Source organism: Profundibacterium mesophilum KAUST100406-0324, from assembly GCF_009835145.1.
Taxonomy (GTDB): Bacteria; Pseudomonadota; Alphaproteobacteria; order Rhodobacterales; family Rhodobacteraceae; genus Profundibacterium; species Profundibacterium mesophilum.
In genome coordinates, this window is record NZ_APKE01000001.1 from 76,483 (window position 1) to 93,606 (window position 17,124).

At 69.5% G+C, this 17,124-nt stretch carries 14 protein-coding genes; 9 read left to right on the plus strand and 5 right to left on the minus strand.

Annotated elements, in window-relative coordinates:
- Positions 1–300 precede the first annotated feature (300 nt).
- Together PMES_RS00330 and PMES_RS00335 are read right to left on the minus strand one after the other, a co-directional pair.
- Positions 301–1,038, minus strand: coding sequence for an anti-sigma factor (locus PMES_RS00330; RefSeq protein WP_159963537.1), 738 nt, complete (start codon positions 1,036–1,038; stop codon positions 301–303).
- A complete protein-coding gene (locus PMES_RS00335) occupies positions 1,035–1,577 on the minus strand; it encodes a sigma-70 family RNA polymerase sigma factor (protein WP_159963538.1) in 543 nt (180 codons plus the stop codon). The genes PMES_RS00330 and PMES_RS00335 overlap by 4 nt, the downstream gene beginning before the upstream one ends.
- Before the next feature lie 163 nt (positions 1,578–1,740).
- Here PMES_RS00335 and cobS point away from each other — a divergent pair, with 163 nt between their 5' ends.
- Positions 1,741–2,727, plus strand: coding sequence for a cobaltochelatase subunit CobS (gene cobS, locus PMES_RS00340; protein ID WP_159963539.1), 987 nt, complete (start codon positions 1,741–1,743; stop codon positions 2,725–2,727).
- A gap of 138 nt (positions 2,728–2,865) precedes the next feature.
- Here cobS and PMES_RS00345 read toward each other — a convergent pair whose 3' ends face one another.
- A complete protein-coding gene (locus PMES_RS00345; RefSeq protein WP_159963540.1) occupies positions 2,866–4,089 on the minus strand; it encodes a hypothetical protein in 1,224 nt (407 codons plus the stop codon).
- Between the two features lie 196 nt (positions 4,090–4,285).
- On the opposite strand from PMES_RS00345, the gene cobT reads away from it, so the two are divergent.
- The 3 genes from cobT to PMES_RS00360 all read left to right on the plus strand — a co-directional run bounded on the left by cobT (position 4,286) and on the right by PMES_RS00360 (position 8,428).
- Positions 4,286–6,181, plus strand: a complete 1,896-nt coding sequence (cobT, locus tag PMES_RS00350; protein ID WP_159963541.1) for a cobaltochelatase subunit CobT — start codon at positions 4,286–4,288, stop codon at positions 6,179–6,181.
- A 28-nt stretch (positions 6,182–6,209) separates the two neighbouring features.
- On the plus strand, positions 6,210–8,021 hold the full coding sequence (locus PMES_RS00355) for an aminopeptidase P family protein (RefSeq protein ID WP_159963542.1): 1,812 nt from the start codon (positions 6,210–6,212) through the stop codon (positions 8,019–8,021).
- Positions 8,022–8,086: 65 nt separating this feature from the next.
- Positions 8,087–8,428, plus strand: a complete 342-nt coding sequence (locus tag PMES_RS00360) for a DUF427 domain-containing protein (RefSeq protein ID WP_159963543.1) — start codon at positions 8,087–8,089, stop codon at positions 8,426–8,428.
- Positions 8,429–8,446: 18 nt separating this feature from the next.
- On the opposite strand, the gene PMES_RS00365 is transcribed toward PMES_RS00360, so the two are convergent.
- Positions 8,447–10,114 carry a chloride channel protein gene (locus PMES_RS00365; protein ID WP_159963615.1) on the minus strand — a complete coding sequence of 556 codons (1,668 nt, stop codon included), beginning with the start codon at positions 10,112–10,114 and terminating at the stop codon, positions 8,447–8,449.
- 223 nt (positions 10,115–10,337) lie between these two features.
- Positions 10,338–10,826 carry a tetratricopeptide repeat protein gene (locus PMES_RS00370; RefSeq protein WP_159963544.1) on the minus strand — a complete coding sequence of 163 codons (489 nt, stop codon included), beginning with the start codon at positions 10,824–10,826 and terminating at the stop codon, positions 10,338–10,340.
- On the opposite strand from PMES_RS00370, the gene PMES_RS00375 reads away from it, so the two are divergent.
- From PMES_RS00375 to PMES_RS00395, 5 genes are all read left to right on the plus strand, one after another.
- A complete protein-coding gene (locus PMES_RS00375) occupies positions 10,806–12,191 on the plus strand; it encodes a cytochrome-c peroxidase (protein WP_159963545.1) in 1,386 nt (461 codons plus the stop codon). The two genes, PMES_RS00370 and PMES_RS00375, sit on opposite strands and share 21 nt — an antisense overlap.
- A gap of 98 nt (positions 12,192–12,289) precedes the next feature.
- On the plus strand, positions 12,290–12,946 hold the full coding sequence (locus PMES_RS00380) for an ABC transporter ATP-binding protein (protein WP_159963546.1): 657 nt from the start codon (positions 12,290–12,292) through the stop codon (positions 12,944–12,946).
- Positions 12,946–15,366 carry an ABC transporter permease gene (locus PMES_RS00385; RefSeq protein ID WP_159963616.1) on the plus strand — a complete coding sequence of 807 codons (2,421 nt, stop codon included), beginning with the start codon at positions 12,946–12,948 and terminating at the stop codon, positions 15,364–15,366. Before PMES_RS00380 ends, PMES_RS00385 begins: the two co-directional genes overlap by 1 nt.
- Positions 15,356–16,492, plus strand: a complete 1,137-nt coding sequence (locus PMES_RS00390; protein ID WP_159963547.1) for a lipocalin-like domain-containing protein — start codon at positions 15,356–15,358, stop codon at positions 16,490–16,492. Before PMES_RS00385 ends, PMES_RS00390 begins: the two co-directional genes overlap by 11 nt.
- On the plus strand, positions 16,485–17,045 hold the full coding sequence (locus PMES_RS00395; protein WP_159963548.1) for a PNPOx family protein: 561 nt from the start codon (positions 16,485–16,487) through the stop codon (positions 17,043–17,045). Before PMES_RS00390 ends, PMES_RS00395 begins: the two co-directional genes overlap by 8 nt.
- The last annotated feature ends 79 nt before the right edge of the window (positions 17,046–17,124 follow it).

Below are 17,124 nucleotides of genomic sequence, written 5' to 3' on the forward strand. Positions count from 1 at the left end.
AAGCCTTGGCACGGCAGGGACCGGTCATGCCGATGTGCCGCATCCATGGAGGATCAGCGCGCGAACTGTCCAAAAGTTTCCCTCGCGGGCGATGTTTTCGAACCGTTCCGCCGCAAACCCGCAGGATAATTGATAAATGAGTTGCTCATGCGAGAAGCCGTTGCCCCTCCCGCCGGGCGCTTTCGAGGGTGCCCTGCGTCGCGGCCCTGGGCATTGGCCCCCGTGTCGGGAGCACCGGATGAACCCTGCTTCGGGCGCGCCGGGCCGAAGCCTGTGCGCCTCTCGGAACCGGCGGCACGATCAGAGCGGGGTGATCGGACCGGCGGCCAGAACGGCCCCTGTCGGCGCCCCTGTCGGCGAGCCCCCTTCGGGCTCGTCGCTGATCGCAAGCACGGCGGTGCCGAGCATGGCCGCAAGCGCAGGCGGAAGGCCGAGCCGCGCGGTCCGCGCATCCGGGAGCACGCCGAGCGAAATCGGCGCCTCCTCGGTCTCGGCGATCAGCCACAGCTCGAGCGCCCGGCCCGGCGCCGGCGCGCCGCTGGCCCGCGTCACGGTCAGGGCCTCGCCATCGGCCGCAAGCCGCACCGCGACGCGCAGCGCCCCGTCCTCCGAGGCCAGATCGGCGCCGAGCCCGGCTGCCTCCCGCACGGTCCCGCCCGATCGTTCGGGTACTCCCGGCTCCGGCATGCCGAGGCGGCTTTGCGGCAGCACGAGCACCGCCACGACGAGCACCGCGCCTGCCACGAGGCCGCCCCCGAGCGTTCCTCCGACAAGCCCCGGCAGCGACCAGCGCCGCCGTTCCTTGCCGAATATCCGCCCCTCTATTGCCGGGCGCAGGGCGGCGGGCGGCGCCACCGGCACGATATCGGCGGCAAGCGCGACGAAGGCCTCCTGCCAGCGGGCGAGCTCGGCACGCAATGCCCCGCTCACGGCCAGTCGCGCCTCGAACTCGGCACGCTCGCCCGGCCCCATGAGGTGCAGCGCGTATTCCGCCGCCTCGGTGGAGGCATCATCGCCGGGAAAGGGAAGCTGCGTCATCTGGACAGACACTCTCTCAGTTTCTGCAGGCTGCGGCGCAGCCAGGTTCGCATCGTGTTCAAAGGCACATCGTGACGGTGTGCCAGCTCGGCATAGGACATCCCGTCGAGATAGGCGCCGCGCACCGCGCCCGCCCGGGCGGCTTCGAGCTCCGCAAGGCAGGCGCCGATCCGTGCCGCCTCGGAGGCCGCGATGGCCGCCATTTCCGGGCCGGGCGCCCCGTCCGCGAGGCCGGAAACCGTATCGATGTCGTATGCAGGCGCCTTTCTGGCGCGCTTGCGGTCGATGGCACTGTTGCGCGCCACGGTGATCAGCCAGGTCATCGGGCTGAGCCCGTTGGCCGTGTAGTGGCCGGCATTGCGCCAGACCTTAACAAAGACCTCCTGCAACACATCCTCCGCATCGGCCCTGTCGTCCAAGACACGCAGGCAGACGCCGAAGAGTTTCGCGCTGGTCGCGTCATAGAGCGACAGGAAGGCCTGGCGGTCGCCGGTCGCGATCCGCCCGATCATGAATTCGATATCCGTGGTGGTGGTCACTTCCCGCTCCCCGCTGCGCGCGGATGGACTAGACCAAAGTTGCCGCCGCCTGACCAGTGCCGGAGGGCGGTCGCCGCCCCTTTCCCTTGCGGCCCGTCATGATATGTTGCACCACGCGCGCAACGCGGCGAGCGCGGCGCAAGTTGTTGGAAGGGGACATCACATGGCCGATGGCACGAACGACATCCACTCAAGGCCCACCGAGGAGATCTCGGTCCGGGAGGTGTTCGGCATCGACAGCGACATGGCGGTCAAGGGGTTCGCCGAGCGGACCGAGCGCGTCCCCGAGACCGACAGCACCTACAAGTTCGACCCCGACACCACGCTCGCGATCCTCGCGGGCTTCCAGCACAATCGCCGGGTGATGGTGCAGGGCTATCACGGCACCGGCAAGTCGACCCATATCGAACAGGTGGCAAGCCGCCTCAACTGGCCTTGCGTGCGGGTCAATCTCGACAGCCATATCAGCCGGATCGACCTCATCGGCAAGGACGCGATCAAGCTCAAGGGCGGAATGCAGGTCACCGAGTTCCAGGAAGGCATCCTGCCTTGGGCGCTGCGCAACCCGACCGCGATCGTCTTCGACGAATACGATGCGGGCCGCGCCGACGTGATGTTCGTGATCCAGCGGGTGCTCGAGGTGGACGGCAAGCTCACGCTGCTCGACCAGAACGAGGTCATCACCCCGCATCCCAGCTTCCGTCTCTTTGCCACCGCCAACACCGTGGGTCTCGGCGACACGACGGGCCTTTATCACGGCACGCAGCAGATCAACCAGGGCCAGATGGACCGTTGGAGCCTCGTCGCCACGCTGAACTATCTCAGCCATGATGCCGAGGCCGCGATCGTCCTGAGCAAGGTTCCGAGCTACAACACCGAGAAGGGCCGCCAGACGATCAACCGCATGGTCACCGTCGCGGACCTGACCCGAACGGCCTTCATGAACGGTGATCTGTCCACGGTGATGTCACCGCGCACGGTCATCGCCTGGGCGCAGAATGCCAGCATCTTTCGTGATGTGGGCTACGCCTTCCGGCTGACCTTCCTCAACAAATGCGACGAACTCGAGCGCGAGACGGTCGCCGAGTTCTACCAGCGCTGCTTCGACGAGGAGCTGCCGGAGAGCGCCGCGAGCCTGAGCCTCGGCTGACCTGCCCCCCGGGGCATCGCACGCACCACCCTCTTGAACCAAGAAAAGGGCGGCACCGCCAAGCGGGCCGCCCTTCGTTTTGCGCGAGGAACCGGTCGAGGCCTCTCCGGCGGAGAGACCCCCGCCGGAGAGGCGTCTTCAGTTCCCCATCATGCGGTTGATGAAGACTTGCGGATCGACCCCCTCGGGCAGGACAATGATCGTGCCGCCCGGACGAGCGATAACCTGACCATCCACCGATCCGATCGAGCGCGATTCACCCTCTGAGCCGTTATTCGCGCCGCCATTTGCGCCCCGCTCCTGCATGCGGCGCATCTGCTGCGCACGATCCTCGCCATCGCTGCCCGGCGCGGTGAAGGTCTGGCCGCCGAGCCGATCGCGCATGCCCATGCCCTGGGCGCGGCGCGCATTCTCCATGCGTTGCTGCTGATCGTCCTGCGAGCGGTCGATCATCGAGCGCATCATGCTGCGCCGTGCGTCGCGCATACCGCGCATGTAGCCCTGACGATAGGCACGCTCGTAGATATCCTCGGCCATGCGCTCGACATCGAAGCCGTCATCGCCGCGGTTGCCGCCATTGGACATGTGCCCGCCCATCATCTCGCGGTGCATGCGCTCCATGCGGTCCGAGCCGTAGCCCTTGCCATCCATGTGGCCCATGTAGCCCTCGCCCTTGCCTTCGTGACGCATCCGGTCCATCGCGCCCTCGGCCTGCTCGGCACGGTTCTCGCGGACCTGCTCCGAGCTTGCCGGACGATCGGCGTTGCGGCGCAGCTCCGCGTCCGAATCGAGGGTGCTGAGCCCTTCGCGCTCGGTCGGATCGTCCTGCGGGCCCATGCCGGTCGCGCCGGCTGCGCCAGAGCTCATGTCGGAGGTCGTATTCATTCCCGTACCGGCGCCGGAGCCGGTGCCCGTCGCGGTGCTTGTCGCCGAGTTGCTGCCCGCCGCAGTGCCCGTCGTGGAGCTGGACGTGCCGCCGGTTCCGGTGGTCATGTCAGTGCCGGTCGAGCCGGATTCGGTCGCGTCGCCCGATTGCGTGCCGGGAGCGCCGGGCAGCGTGTCCGAGCCTGCCCCGTCCATGTTGGAGTCGGTGTCAGCGCTGCTGTCGCTCTCGGATGCACTGCCCGTGGTTGTCGACGTGCCAGTGTCCGTCGACGTGTCCGTGTCGGTCGACGTGTCCGTGTCGGTCGACGTGCCCGTCGAGCCGTCAGTGGCGGTGTCGGAACTGGTCGTTCCGGTCGCGGACGCGCCGCCGGTCGCGCGGTCATCGGTGCTGGTCTGTGCGGCAAGCGGCGCCGCGGCCATCAGGGCAACGGCGGAAACCATCGCCGGCAGGGTCAGGGTAAACTTGGTCCGGGTCATACTACACCTCCTCGTTCGTTACATGCGCCTTCTGCGCTCTGCCGATACAACGGCGAAAGGCGCACAAGGTTTCGCAGATTGCGACGGCGCGCATCCCGTCATGGCCGGCCAAGGCCCCATGACGGGAGCGGCAGCGGCGCGCGCATGCGCGGATTTTGCCTTGTCAAACCGGGATGGATGCCCAATTACCAAGGTCATGGCATCCAGTTCCGACAATCCCGCCGACCCGTTCAAGAAGGCCCTTTCGGAGGCTACGAAAGTCCTCGCCGACGATCCCGAACTCGGCGTGACCTTCTCGGTCGATCCGCCCGGCATGACCAACGATTCGGTCAGGCTGCCGCATGTCAGCCGGCGCCTCACCCGCGAGGAGGTCCTCCTGGCGCGCGGCACCGCCGACAGCTTCGCGTTGCGCCGCCGCCACCACGACGCCGCTGTCTTCAACCGCTACGCGCCGCAGGGCGAGATGGCGCGCGATCTCTATGAAGCGATGGAAATGGCCCGCTGCGAGGCGGTGGGTGCGCGCGACATGCCCGGCACCTCCGGCAACATCGACGCCAAGATCGGGGCCGACGCGGCGCGGCGCGGCTACGGCGATGCCGCCGAGCGCACCGACATCCCCCTCTCGGTCGCGGCGGGCTACATGATCCGCCACCTGGCCACTGGCCGGACGCTGCCGGCCGGGGCCGGGCACGCGATGGAGCTTTGGCGCGATTTCATCGAGAGCCAGGCCGGCGACACACTGGCAGGGCTCGAGGGCAACCTCGCCGATCAATCGGCCTTCGCCCGCATGGCGCGGCGGATGATCGAGGACCTGGGCTATGGCGATCAGCTCGGCGACGATCCGGACGCCGAGGACCCCGACCAGCAGGACGAGGCCAGCTCCGACGAGGAGGACGAGCAGTCCCAGCAGGATCAGGATGGCGAGGACGACGGCGAAGGCGAAAGCGAAGCCAGCCCCGAACAGAGCCAGGAGCAGACCCAGGACGACGCACAGGCGCAGGTCGGCATGGACGATATGGCCGAGAACGAAAGCGGCGAGGAAGTGGAAATGCCGGAGGGCGAGGCCCCTCTCGAGCCGCCCGCCCCCGCGCCGATGAGCGACGCCGATCCGCATTACGCCGCCTACAGCACCCAGAACGACGAGGAGGTGCGCGCCGACGAGCTGGCCGAGCCCGCCGAGCTCGAACGCCTGCGCGCCCATCTCGACCAGCAGCTCGATTCGCTCAAGGGCGCCGTGGGACGGCTTGCCAACAAGCTTCAACGGCGCCTGCAGGCGCAGCAGAGCCGAAGCTGGGAGTTCGACCTCGAGGAGGGCACGCTCGATGCGGGCCGCCTTGCGCGCGTCGTGGCCAACCCGACGACGCCCCTCAGCTTCAAGGTCGAGAAGGATACCGAGTTCCGCGACACGGTCGTCACGCTCCTGCTCGACAATTCGGGCTCGATGCGCGGCAGGCCGATCTCCATTGCCGCGATCTGCGCGGATGTTCTCGCGCGCACTCTCGAGCGTTGCCATGTGAAGGTCGAGATCCTCGGCTTCACGACCCGCGGCTGGAAAGGCGGCCTTGCCCGCGAGGACTGGCTTGCCGCGGGCCGGCCGCAGCAGCCCGGCAGGCTTAACGACCTGCGCCACATCATCTACAAGAGCGCCGACGCGCCTTGGCGGCGGGCGCGCCCCAATCTCGGCCTGATGATGAAGGAAGGGCTGCTGAAGGAGAATATCGACGGTGAGGCACTCGAATGGGCGCATCGCCGGATGACGGGGCGGCCGGAGGCGCGCAAGATCCTGATGGTGATCTCGGACGGCGCGCCGGTCGATGACAGCACCCTGTCGGTCAATCCGGCCAATTACCTCGAAAAGCACCTGCGGGACGTGATCGCGATGGTCGAGCGGCGGCGCGCGGTCGAACTGATCGCGATCGGCATCGGCCATGACGTGACCCGCTACTACGACCGCGCCGTGACGATCACCGATGTCGAGCAGCTTGCGGGAGCGATGACCGAACAGCTCGCGTCGCTGTTCGACACCGAGCCGCGCGGCCGGACCAGGGGCCCCTCGCGCAAGGCGCGCGGCCGCGCGCGGCGCGGCGCCTGACCGTTTCGACAGTAACCGGAGAGACGCGATGTTCCAGAGCTTCGATGCCGCCACGACACCCGATCAGGGCCCGCCGCGTCTGACCCTGCTGCGCGAGCAGATGGCGCGCGAAGGTCTCGACGCCTATCTCGTTCCGCGCAGCGACGCCCACCAGGGCGAATATGTTGCCCCGCATGACGAACGGCTCGCCTGGCTGACCGGATTCACCGGCTCGGCCGGTTTTTGCATCGTGCTCGCCGGCGAGGCCGGCCTCTTCGTCGACGGGCGCTACACCGTCCAGGCGCGCGCGCAGGTCGCCGCCGAGATTACCCCCGTGCCCTGGCCCGCGACACGTCCGGGCGCCTGGCTTGCCGAGCGCCTCGGCGAGGGCGCGCGCGTCGGCTTCGATCCGTGGCTGCACAGCGTGCGGGAGATCGGGACGCTGCGGGCCGCGCTGGCGGATGGCGGGATCGGGGTGATCGCCGCGGCGGGGCTCGTCGACCGCATCTGGGAGGATCAGCCGGAACCGCCCCGCGGCAAGGCGCATTCCTATCCTGACGCGCTCGCGGGCCGAAGCGCGGGCGAAAAGCGCGCGATGATCGCCGGGCGGCTGGCGGATGTCGGGGCGGCGGCGCTGCTCATCACGTTGCCGGACAACATCGCCTGGCTGCTCAATATCCGGGGAAGCGACATTCCCCGCACCCCCGTCGCGCATGGCTTCGCGATGCTGCGGGCGAGCGGCCCGCTCGAGCTTTTCATGGATGGCGCGAAACTCGAGGGCCTCGGGGATCATCTGGGCGATCAGACGGCGATCATGCCGCCGGACGGCCTTGTCGCCGCACTCTCGACAGTGGAGGGACCGGTCTGGATCGACCCCGCCTCGGCACCCTATGCGACCCGCGCCGCGCTCGAGGAGGCCGGCACGCAGGTCCACGAGGCGCCCGATCCGGTCCTGCTGGCCAAGGCGGCGAAGACCCCGGCGGAGATCTCTGCCACGCGCGAGGCGCATCTGCGCGACGGGGCGGCCATGTGCCGCTTCCTGCGCTGGCTGGACGAGACGGCCGAACGGGTGGTGGCGGGCGCGCGCGTGACCGAGATCGACGTGGTGCGGGCGCTCGAGGGGTTCCGCGAGGAGACCGGCGCGCTGCGCGACATCAGCTTCGAGACCATCGCGGGTTCGGGGCCCAACGGGGCGATCGTGCATTACCGCGTCAGCCATGACAGCGACCGTGCCCTCGCGGCGGGCGAGCTGCTGCTGGTCGACAGCGGCGGCCAATACGAGGACGGCACGACGGACATAACCCGGACCGTCCCGATCGGCACGCCGGGGGCCGAGGAGGTCGAATGCGCCACCCTCGTGCTTCGCGGGATGATCGCGTTGAGCACGGCGCGCTGGCCGCGCGGGCTCGCGGGCCGCGATCTCGACGCACTCGCGCGCGCCCCCCTGTGGCGCAGCGGGCGGGACTACGATCACGGGACCGGTCATGGCGTCGGCGTCTTCCTGGGGGTCCATGAGGGTCCGCAGCGGATCAGCAAACTTGGCGAGGTCCCCCTCGAGCCGGGGATGATCCTGTCCAACGAGCCCGGATACTACCGCGAGGGGGCGTTCGGCATCCGCATCGAGAACCTGATCGCCGTCGAGGAGGCGCAGCGGCCCGATGGCGGCGATGCGCGCGACATGCTGTGCTTCTTCACCCTGACGCTTGCCCCGATCGACACCCGCCTCGTCGATGCGCAGGCCTTGAGCCGCGAGGAACGCGACTGGCTCAACGGCTACCACGCGTCCCTTCCCCGGCTTCTGGGCGACCGGCTCGATCCGGAGACGCGGCGCTGGCTGGAGGAGAAGGTGCGGCCAATCTGACAATTGCACAGCCCTTGCAGACTGCTAGTGTCGCCCTGAATGAAGCCTAGGAAGGGATGAGTGTCATGAGTGATCATATCGTGATCGAAGAGGCTGGTGGAACCTGGGTCGTGCGCGCCGGCGGCGCCGTCATCGGCGAGAGCAGCAACGCGCTGGTCCTGCGCGAGGGCGATCTGTCGGATGTGATCTATTTTCCGAAGGACGACATCGCGACCGCCTTTCTCGATCCGACCGATCATGAGAGCCATTGCCCGCACAAGGGCGACGCGAGCTATTACGACATCCAGACCAAGAGCGTCTCGCTGAAGAATGCCGCCTGGAGCTACGAGAGCCCCTCGCAGGACGTCGCGCGGATTGCCGGGCATATCGCCTTCTACCCCGACAAGGCGACCGTCGAGCAGGTCTGAGCGCATGTTCATGGCGGCTCAGGAATGCTCCTCGGCCGCCGTGGCCGCAAGGGCGCGGTTATAGGCGCGCAGCGCGTCGACATGGAAGAGAGCGCCGAGGATCTCGGGCGCCTCGCCCTTCTCCCCCATCCGCACCACCGGCAGGAACGAACGGTTCACCCGTTCGAATATCGGCATCGCGACATCGAGTGTGGCGTTGCCATCCACATAGACACCCGCCTCGATCGCCTCCCAGATCTCGTCCTCGCTCGCGGCGCGCTCGCTGCCGGGCTTGCGCATCACGTTCGACACCCTGAACATGCCCAGCAGATAGGCCTGCGGCCCCGCGGCGACATGGATGGTGCGCCGTTCGAGCTGGCTGAGGAAGAACGAGCGGTGCACCATCTTCGAGGCGAGCGCCGTCGACATCGACACGGCGACCATCACCGCGAGTCCCGTCTGCCAGTCGCCCGTCAGTTCGAAGACGATGAGCGTCGTCGAGATCGGCGCGCCGAGCACCGCGGCCGCGACCGCCCCCATCCCGGCCAGGGCATAGAGCGTCTCCGAGCCCGAGACATCGGGGAAGAGGCCGGTCGCGATCAGACCGAAAGCAAGGCCGGTGAGCGCCCCCAGCATCAGCGAGGGCGAGAAGGCCCCGCCCCCCATGCGCCCGCCCATCGTGACCGCGACGGCCGCCACCTTGACCACCGCATAGAGCACGGCGAGATGGAGCGGCAGCGCACCTGTCAGCGCCAGGGACGTCGTCTCGTAGCCGACACCGATGATATGGGGAAACCACAGCGCCAGCAGGCCGAGGATCAGCCCCGCGAGCGCCGGACGCAGGTAGCGCGGCAGCGACAGGCGCGCGGTGACGTGGCTGCCGATATCGTCCGCCCAGAAGATCGAGCGCATCAGCACCACCGCCACGATCCCGCAGACGAGGCCGAGCAGAAGGAAGGCGGGCAGCTCCACGTAGAAGGCCAGCACTCCCTCCTGCGCCAGGGTGAACTCGGTCACGTCCCCGAACTCGATCCGGTTGATCACCGTGCCGGCGGCCGAGGCGATGACGATCGGCGCGAATGCATGGACGGCGAAATGCCGCAAGACCACCTCGAGCGCGAAGAGCGCCCCGGCAATGGGCGCGTTGAACGAGGCGGAAACGGCCGCGGCGACGGCGCAGCCCAGAAGGTCGCGCCCGGTGATCCCGTTGGCGCGGATCAGGTTCGACACCCAGGCCGAGATCACCGCGGCGAGATGGACGACCGGCCCCTCGCGCCCCGTCGAGCCGCCCGTCGCGAGGGTGATCAGCGAGGCGAGCGCCGATGCGAGACCCGCGCGCTTCTCCACCCGCCCCTCGTGCAGCGCCGCGCCCTCGATCACGTCGGCGACCGAGCGCACGCGCCCGTCCGGCGTGAAGCGGTCAAGCAGCAGCCCGACGGCCAGCCCCCCGCAGACCGGGGCCGCGACGATCACGTACCACGGCAGCGTCAGCGCGAAGCTATGCAGGTGCAGGATGTCCTCGGTGCCGTAGACGAGGCGCTGCAACGCATCGATGGCCAGCCGGAAGAAGAGCGCCGCGAAGCCGGCGGCGATGCCGATCACGAGGGCGATGAACCAGAACTGCAGCCGGCTCGGCCCGCGCGATTTCAGCACGCGCCATCCGTGACCCGCCCACCCGTGCAAGGCCGGCCCGGCGGCGCGGATCATCCCGCCGATGCTGCTCTCGCGCGGTGTGCCGGACATGGCGCTCCCCGGATCAAGGGTGGCGGCCGCAACACGCGGTGAAAGGTGTCAGCCGCCGCTGTTCACCCTTCTACGCCGTGGACATGCCCGCTCCAAGTTGCAAACGCAAACGAGGTGCCGCCCTGCGCCCCGAAGGACACGGCAAGACGGGGCCCGACGGGGCCGGACGGGGCGCGCCGCATCCCCCTCAGCGGAACGGATAGAGCCAGGGCCGATAATCCTCGACCAGCCGCATCGCCTGTTCGATCGTGCCGGGCGGCATTCGCCGGGTGATCTCCTCGAGGCTGATCGCGGCGTCGGGGTCGCCGCCGATCGCGCTCAGCGTGTACCACGCATAGGCCCGCACCATGTCGGGCGCCGGAAGCCCGCGGCCGACCTCGTAATACCAGCCGACACCCGATTGCGCGCCGGCATGCCCCTTGAGCGCAGCGCGCATGTACCAGTCGAAGGCGCGGATATCGTCGCGCGGCATTCCAAGGCCCATCGCATGCATGACGCCGATGAGTTCCTCGGCATCGGCATTGCCCGAGCGCGCCGCGACCTGGAACCCCGCATGGGCCTCGGCGAAACGTCCCGCCTCCATCGCCTGGCGCGCCGCTTCCAGATCGGCGGCCGCGGGGCTTGCGAGCGCGGCCAGAATGACAAAGATGGTGGGATGACCGGCAAGTTTGCCCATATCGCGCTCCTCGTGTTTCTCGCAGCGTCCCCGGCCGCAGCGGGCGGCCTGCCCGAGCCGCTCGGCCCGGAGGATTTCGAGCCGGTGGACCCGGCGATGGCCAGGATCGGACAGCTGCTGTTCTATGACAAGATCCTGAGTGGCAATCGCAACATCTCCTGCGGCACCTGTCACCATCACGACCTCGGCAGCGCGGATGCGCTCTCGCTGGGGATCGGCGAGGGCGGATCGGGGATCGGGCATGCGCGCCTGGCGGCCACCGTTCCGGAAGCGCCGGCGATCGGGACCGCGAGCAGGGCCGCAACCGAGGTCACGGCCGACATGCCCGGCGCGATCCGCAAGCGGGTGCCGCGCAACGCGCCGGGTCTTTGGAACCTCGGCGCGCGGCAGGTCAGGGTCATGTTCCACGACGGCAGGCTGTCGCGCTCGCAGATCTACGGCAATGGTTTCGACAGCCCGGCCGAGGAATGGCTTCCGTCCGGGCTGGACACGCTTCTGGCCGCGCAGGCGCTGTTTCCCCTCATCGCGCAATTCGAGATGGCGGGAAACCTTGCCGAGAACGAGATCACCGGGGCGGTTCACGACCGCCCGGACGCCGCATGGCCGCTTCTGGCCGAGCGCGTCGCCTCGATACCCGAATACAGAACGCTCTTCGCCGCCGCGCGGCCCGAGACGGCGCGCCTCGGCGGACTGGGCATCGTCGATATCGCGCAGGCTCTCGCCGCCTTCATCGACAGCGAATGGCGCAGCTTCGACAGCCCGTTCGACGCGTTTCTCGCCGGCGATTGCGCGGCGCTCGGCCCGCTCGAGATGCGCGGCCTTGGCATCTTCTACGGACGCGGCGGCTGCGACAGCTGCCATTCGGGCCCGCTTTTCAGCGATCAGGAGTTTCACGCCCTCGGCCTGCCGCAATTCGGTCCCGGCCGGACGCGGCGCTTCGATCCGATGCCGCGCGATACCGGGCGGATGGCCGAGACCGACCGGCTCGAGGATGCCTACAGGTTCCGCACCCCGATGCTGCGCAATGTCGCGCTCACCGCGCCCTACGGGCATAACGGCGCCTATCCCACGCTGCGCGGCATCCTGCGCCACCACGCCGATCCCCGGGGCGCGCGGGAACGCTGGACGCAGGCGCTTGCACGGCTTCCGCACGCGCCATGGCTCGCGGCGGGCGATTTCGCGATCATGGATGACGCGCGCGAACGGCAGCGCCATGGCATGGCGCTCGACATCGCCCCGGTGCAGCTCAGCGCATCCGAGATCGACGCGCTCGAGGCCTTCCTGGGAAGCCTGACCGAAAAGGACGCCGCGACGCGCCCCATCGGCCGGCCGGCTTCCGTGCCGAGCGGCCTGTCCGTCGACTGAACGGGCCTGCCCCGCGGCGCGTTCGCTGCGTCATTGGGTAGCATGCCTGTTCAAACCGCACCCTGCCGCTAGATGAGGGTCAAAGGGTGGCCCGATCGATGCTCGATGTTCGCGACTTGCGCAAATTCTATCCCGGCGAGGCCGGCCCGGTGCCCGTTCTGCGCGGCATCGACCTGTCGCTCGGGCCCGGCGAGACCCTCGCCCTGACCGGTGAGAGCGGTTCGGGCAAATCGACCCTGCTGCATCTGATCGGCGGTCTCGATCACCCCGATGGCGGCAGCATCGAGCTCGACGGCATCGACGTGACCGCGCTCGACGATGCCGGCCGGGCCGCCCTGCGGCGCCGCACGGTCGGTGTCATCTTCCAGCAGTTCAACCTCATCCCGTCGCTCGACGTGGCGCGCAACATCGCCTTCCAGGCGAAGCTGGCCGGACAGCACGACGCCGACTGGACCACCGAGCTTGCCGCGCGGCTGGGCCTGTCGGACCACTTGCACAAATACCCCGAACAGCTCTCGGGCGGCCAGCAGCAGCGCGTCGCGATCGGGCGCACCCTCGCCGCGCGGCCCCGTCTGGTCCTCGCCGACGAGCCGACCGGCAATCTCGACGAGGAAACGGGCGCGGCGGTGCTCGGCCTGATGCTGCGCCTTGTCGAGGAGACCGGCGCCGCGCTTCTGACCGTCACCCATTCCGACCGTCTCGCCGCGCGGATGGGGCGCCGGCTGCACCTGCGCCATGGACGGATCGCCCGGTGATCGGCGCCGCGCTCGGAGCCCTGCTGTCGCATTGGACGCGCCGCCCGTTTCAGCTTCTGACCCTCGTGATCGGGCTTGCGACCGCGACGGCGCTCTGGTCGGGGGTGCAGGCGATCAACGCGCAGGCGCGCCAGAGTTACGCGGATGCCGCAAACCGCCTCGGCGAGGCCGATCTGCCGGTGATCGAGGCTCGGGGAGGCGGCGATCTCGCGCAGGCCCGCTTCATCGCGCTGCGCCGCGCCGGCTGGCAGGTCGCGCCGATCATCGAGGGGCAGCTTGCCTCCGGCGACACGGCCATCCTGCTGATCGGCATCGACCCGCTCTCGATGCCGCCGGGCCGGCTTCCGGGCGGCGCGGGCTTCGGCGCGGAGCCGGGCGCCGGTCTCGACGCGGATTTCCTCGCGCCTCCGGGGGTACTGCTGACCGGACCCGAGACCGCCAGCCAATTGGAGGGCGCCCTGCCCGTTCCGGTGCGCGCCGCCGAGGGAATGGCCGAAGGGCGCGCCTATGCCGATATCGGCATCGCCCAGCGCCTCCTGAACCGGCCCGGCCGGATCGACAGGATGCTCGTCACGGGGCCCGGATCCCTCGGCGCGCCATCGCTCGAGCGGATCGCCCCCGATCTCGCTCAGCGTCGCCCCTCCGGCGAGGATGATGCGCTCGGCCGCCTGACCGACAGCTTCCATCTGAACCTGACCGCCTTCGGCCTGCTGGCCTTCGCGGTCGGTCTCTTCATCGTGCGCGGCGCGATCGGCCTAGCCTTCGAGCAGCGCCGCCCGGTCTTTCGCACGCTTCGAGCCCTTGGGGTGAGCCGGAACGCCCTGCTGGGGCTTCTGGCCGCGGAGCTCGCGGCCCTGGCGCTCGTTTCGGGCGCGGCGGGAATGGGTTTGGGATATCTACTGGCGGGGCTGCTTCTGCCCGATGTCGCCGCGACGCTGCGCGGGCTCTACGGCGCACAGGTCGAGGGGGCCCTGTCGATCAGGCCCGCCTGGTGGCTGGCCGGTTTGGCGATCGCGCTGGCGGGAACGGCGCTGGCGGCGGCGGGCTCCTTCTGGCAGGTCGCGCGCCTGCCCCTGCTCGCGCCCGCGCAGCCGCGCGCCTGGGCCCTCGCCTCGCGCAAGCTGCTGCGCGGGCAGCAGCTTGCGGCGCTGGCGCTGGCGGCGGCCGCGATCGCGCTGGCGCTCTGGGGGAGCGGCCTGATCGCCGGTTTCGCCCTGCTCGGGGCAGCGCTCCTGGCCGCCGCCCTGCTGTTGCCGAGCATCTTGCAAGGCGCGCTGGCGCTCGGGGCACGAACCGCGCGCGGCGTGGTGCAGGACTGGTTCTGGGCCGATACGCGGCAGCAGGTGCCGGGGCTCAGCCTGGCGCTGATGGCGCTCCTGCTCGCCCTGTCGGCCAATATCGGCGTGGGAACGATGGTGTCGAGCTTCCGCCTCACCTTCACCGGGTGGCTCGACCAGAGGCTCGCCGCCGAACTTTACGTCACCGCTCCCGATGCCGAAACCGCCGCGCGAATGCGTGAATATCTCGCGCCGAGGACCGGGGCGATCCTGCCGATCGTCCAGGCGGAGGCGCGCATCGACGGGCAGCCCGGCGCCATCTACGGCGTCGCCGACCATGCCACCTACCGGCGCAACTGGCCGCTGCTGGGCAGCGTGCCCGGCGTGTGGGACAGGATCGCGGCGGGCGGCAGCGTCCTTATCAACGAGCAGTTGTCGCGCCGTGCCGGGCTTGTGCCCGGGGACAAGATCGACCTGCCCGGCGGACGGTTCAACATCGCCGGTATCTACAGCGATTACGGAAACCCCGCCCCTCAGGTGATGATGGGGCTCACCCGGTTCGAGAGCGAGTTCCCGGAGGTGCCGCAGCTGCGTTTCGCATTGCGCGTCCCGCCCGAGGCGGCCGCCGATCTGGCGCGCGCGCTGCGTGCGCAATTCGGCCTCGGGGATGACGCGGTCGTGGACCAGGCGGCGGTCAAGGCGCTGTCGCTGGCGATCTTCGAGCGCACGTTCACCGTGACGGCGGCGCTGAACGTGCTGACCCTGTCGGTCGCGGGGCTCGCGATCCTCACCAGCCTGCTGACCCTTGGCACGATGCGACTGCCACAGCTCGCGCCAGTCTGGTCGCTTGGCCTGACGCGGGCGCGCCTGGCCCGGCTGGAGCTGACGCGCGCGATTCTGCTGGCCGCGATCACCTTCCTCGCGGCGGTTCCCACGGGGCTTCTGCTGGCCTGGGTGCTCTTGTCGATCATCAATGTCGAGGCTTTCGGCTGGCGCCTGCCGATGCATGTCTTTCCGGGCGACTGGCTGCGGCTCGGCGTCCTGTCGTTGCTCGCGGCCGCGCTCGCCAGCCTATGGCCCTCGATCAGGATCGCCCGCACGCCCCCATCCGACCTGCTGAAGGTGTTTGCCAATGAACGCTGATCTCGCCCCGCCCTCCGCCTCGCGCCGGCTCTGCGCGCTCTGCGCGGTATCGCTCCTGCTTGCGGCGGGCCCTGCCGGGGCGCAGGGCTTCGCAGGCCTTGGCCAGGCGGCCGAGGGCTTCGAGCCGGTGCGCCCCGGCCCCTTTGCCTTTCCCCGGGACCACGGGGCGCATCCCGGCTTCCGCATCGAATGGTGGTATGTCACGGCCAATCTCAAGGATGCCGAGGGCACCGATTACGGCATCCAGTGGACGTTGTTCCGCTCGGCGCTGAGCCCCGGCGGCACCCATCCCGATGGCGGCTGGGCGACGCCGCAGGCATATCTCGGGCATGCCGCCCTCACGACGCGAGAGGCCCATTACACCGCCGAGCGCCTCGCGCGGGGCGGCATCGGACAGGCCGGCGTGACCGCCATGCCCTTCGAGGCCCATATCGACGATTGGCGCCTTGCCGGCCCGAGCCTGCGCGATGTCACGCTCACGGCGCGCGGCGAGCGGTTCGGCTACGAGCTGGAGATGACGGCGGGCGGCCCGTTCGTGGCGCAGGGCGACGAGGGTTACTCGGTCAAGGCCGCCGACGGCATGGCGTCGCGCTATTACTCGCAGCCCTTCTACGAGGTGCATGGTACGCTCATGCTGCCCGCCGGCACGCAAACGCGGGGCAACGGGAACGGGAACGCCCCCCCCGCCGCCATCCGCGAGGTGGCCGTCACCGGGCAGGCCTGGCTCGACCGCGAATGGTCCTCGCAGCCCCTTTCGCCGGGACAGAGCGGATGGGACTGGTTCTCCCTCCATTTCGACGATGGCACCCGGCTGATGACCTTCCGCCTGCGCGACGAGACGCAAGACGATTTCGCCTCGGCCACCTGGATCGCCGCCGACGGGACCCCCACACCCTACCGGGGTGATGCGATCAGTCTCACCCCGCTCGCCGCCAGCACGGTCGCGGGGCGCGAGGTGCCGACGCAATGGCGGCTCACCCTTCCCGAGCGCGGTGTCGATATCGAGGTGGCGGCGCTCAATCCGCAATCGTGGATGGATCTCGGCTTCTCCTACTGGGAGGGGCCGGTGACGGCGACCGGCTCGCATGCTGGCATGGGCTATCTGGAGATGACCGGCTATGAGTGAGGTCTACGAAACGCTCCGATCGCTGCATGACGCGGCCTGGGACATGATCGCGGAGGGCGCCCGAAGCCGGACGGCGCCCGCGCATCTCGTCGGGCTCGCGACGACCGGCACCGATGGCACGCCGCAACTGCGCAACCTGTTGCTGCGCGGCGCGGCACCGGGACCGGGAGAGGTCGAGATGCTGACCGATCTGGCCTCGGGCAAGATCGCGGAGCTTGCCGCCGACCCCCATGCAGCCCTCCTGGCCTGGGACGCGGAGCGGGCCCTGCAGCTGCGCCTGTCGCTCGTCGTCGGCATCGAGAGCGGAAAGGCGCTGGACGCTGCCTGGGACGCGGTCCCGCAAAGGGCGCGCGAGAATTACGGGGGCACCCCGCATCCCGGCACCCCGCTCGCCGCACCCGGTGACTACCTCCCCGGCACAGATCGAGGCCGGTTCGCGCGGCTTCGCGGCCGCGTCATGCGGATGGACGTGCTGCATCTCGGGGAGGCGCGCCATGTCAGGGCGACATTCTCGCGGCTGGACGATTTCGCGGGCGCCTGGTGCGCGCCCTGAGCGGATCTCTGGCCCTTGGCCGCGCGGCAGGCTAAGCGGGGACGGCCCGCGTCTCGTTCGTTCGCGCCAAGGAGAGTAG

Bases quoted from the DNA above. Each gene is read 5' to 3' on its own strand.
- PMES_RS00345 (WP_159963540.1), bottom strand. From the start codon at position 4,089: ATGACCCGGACCAAGTTTACCCTGACCCTGCCGGCGATGGTTTCCGCC.
- cobS (WP_159963539.1), top strand. From the start codon at position 1,741: ATGGCCGATGGCACGAACGACATCCACTCAAGGCCCACCGAGGAGATC.
- PMES_RS00360 (WP_159963543.1), top strand. From the start codon at position 8,087: ATGAGTGATCATATCGTGATCGAAGAGGCTGGTGGAACCTGGGTCGTG.
- PMES_RS00355 (WP_159963542.1), top strand. From the start codon at position 6,210: ATGTTCCAGAGCTTCGATGCCGCCACGACACCCGATCAGGGCCCGCCG.
- PMES_RS00330 (WP_159963537.1), bottom strand. From the start codon at position 1,038: ATGACGCAGCTTCCCTTTCCCGGCGATGATGCCTCCACCGAGGCGGCG.
- PMES_RS00365 (WP_159963615.1), bottom strand. From the start codon at position 10,114: ATGATCCGCGCCGCCGGGCCGGCCTTGCACGGGTGGGCGGGTCACGGA.
- PMES_RS00370 (WP_159963544.1), bottom strand. From the start codon at position 10,826: ATGGGCAAACTTGCCGGTCATCCCACCATCTTTGTCATTCTGGCCGCG.
- cobT (WP_159963541.1), top strand. From the start codon at position 4,286: ATGGCATCCAGTTCCGACAATCCCGCCGACCCGTTCAAGAAGGCCCTT.
- PMES_RS00395 (WP_159963548.1), top strand. From the start codon at position 16,485: ATGAGTGAGGTCTACGAAACGCTCCGATCGCTGCATGACGCGGCCTGG.
- PMES_RS00390 (WP_159963547.1), top strand. From the start codon at position 15,356: ATGAACGCTGATCTCGCCCCGCCCTCCGCCTCGCGCCGGCTCTGCGCG.
- PMES_RS00380 (WP_159963546.1), top strand. From the start codon at position 12,290: ATGCTCGATGTTCGCGACTTGCGCAAATTCTATCCCGGCGAGGCCGGC.
- PMES_RS00375 (WP_159963545.1), top strand. From the start codon at position 10,806: ATGACCGGCAAGTTTGCCCATATCGCGCTCCTCGTGTTTCTCGCAGCG.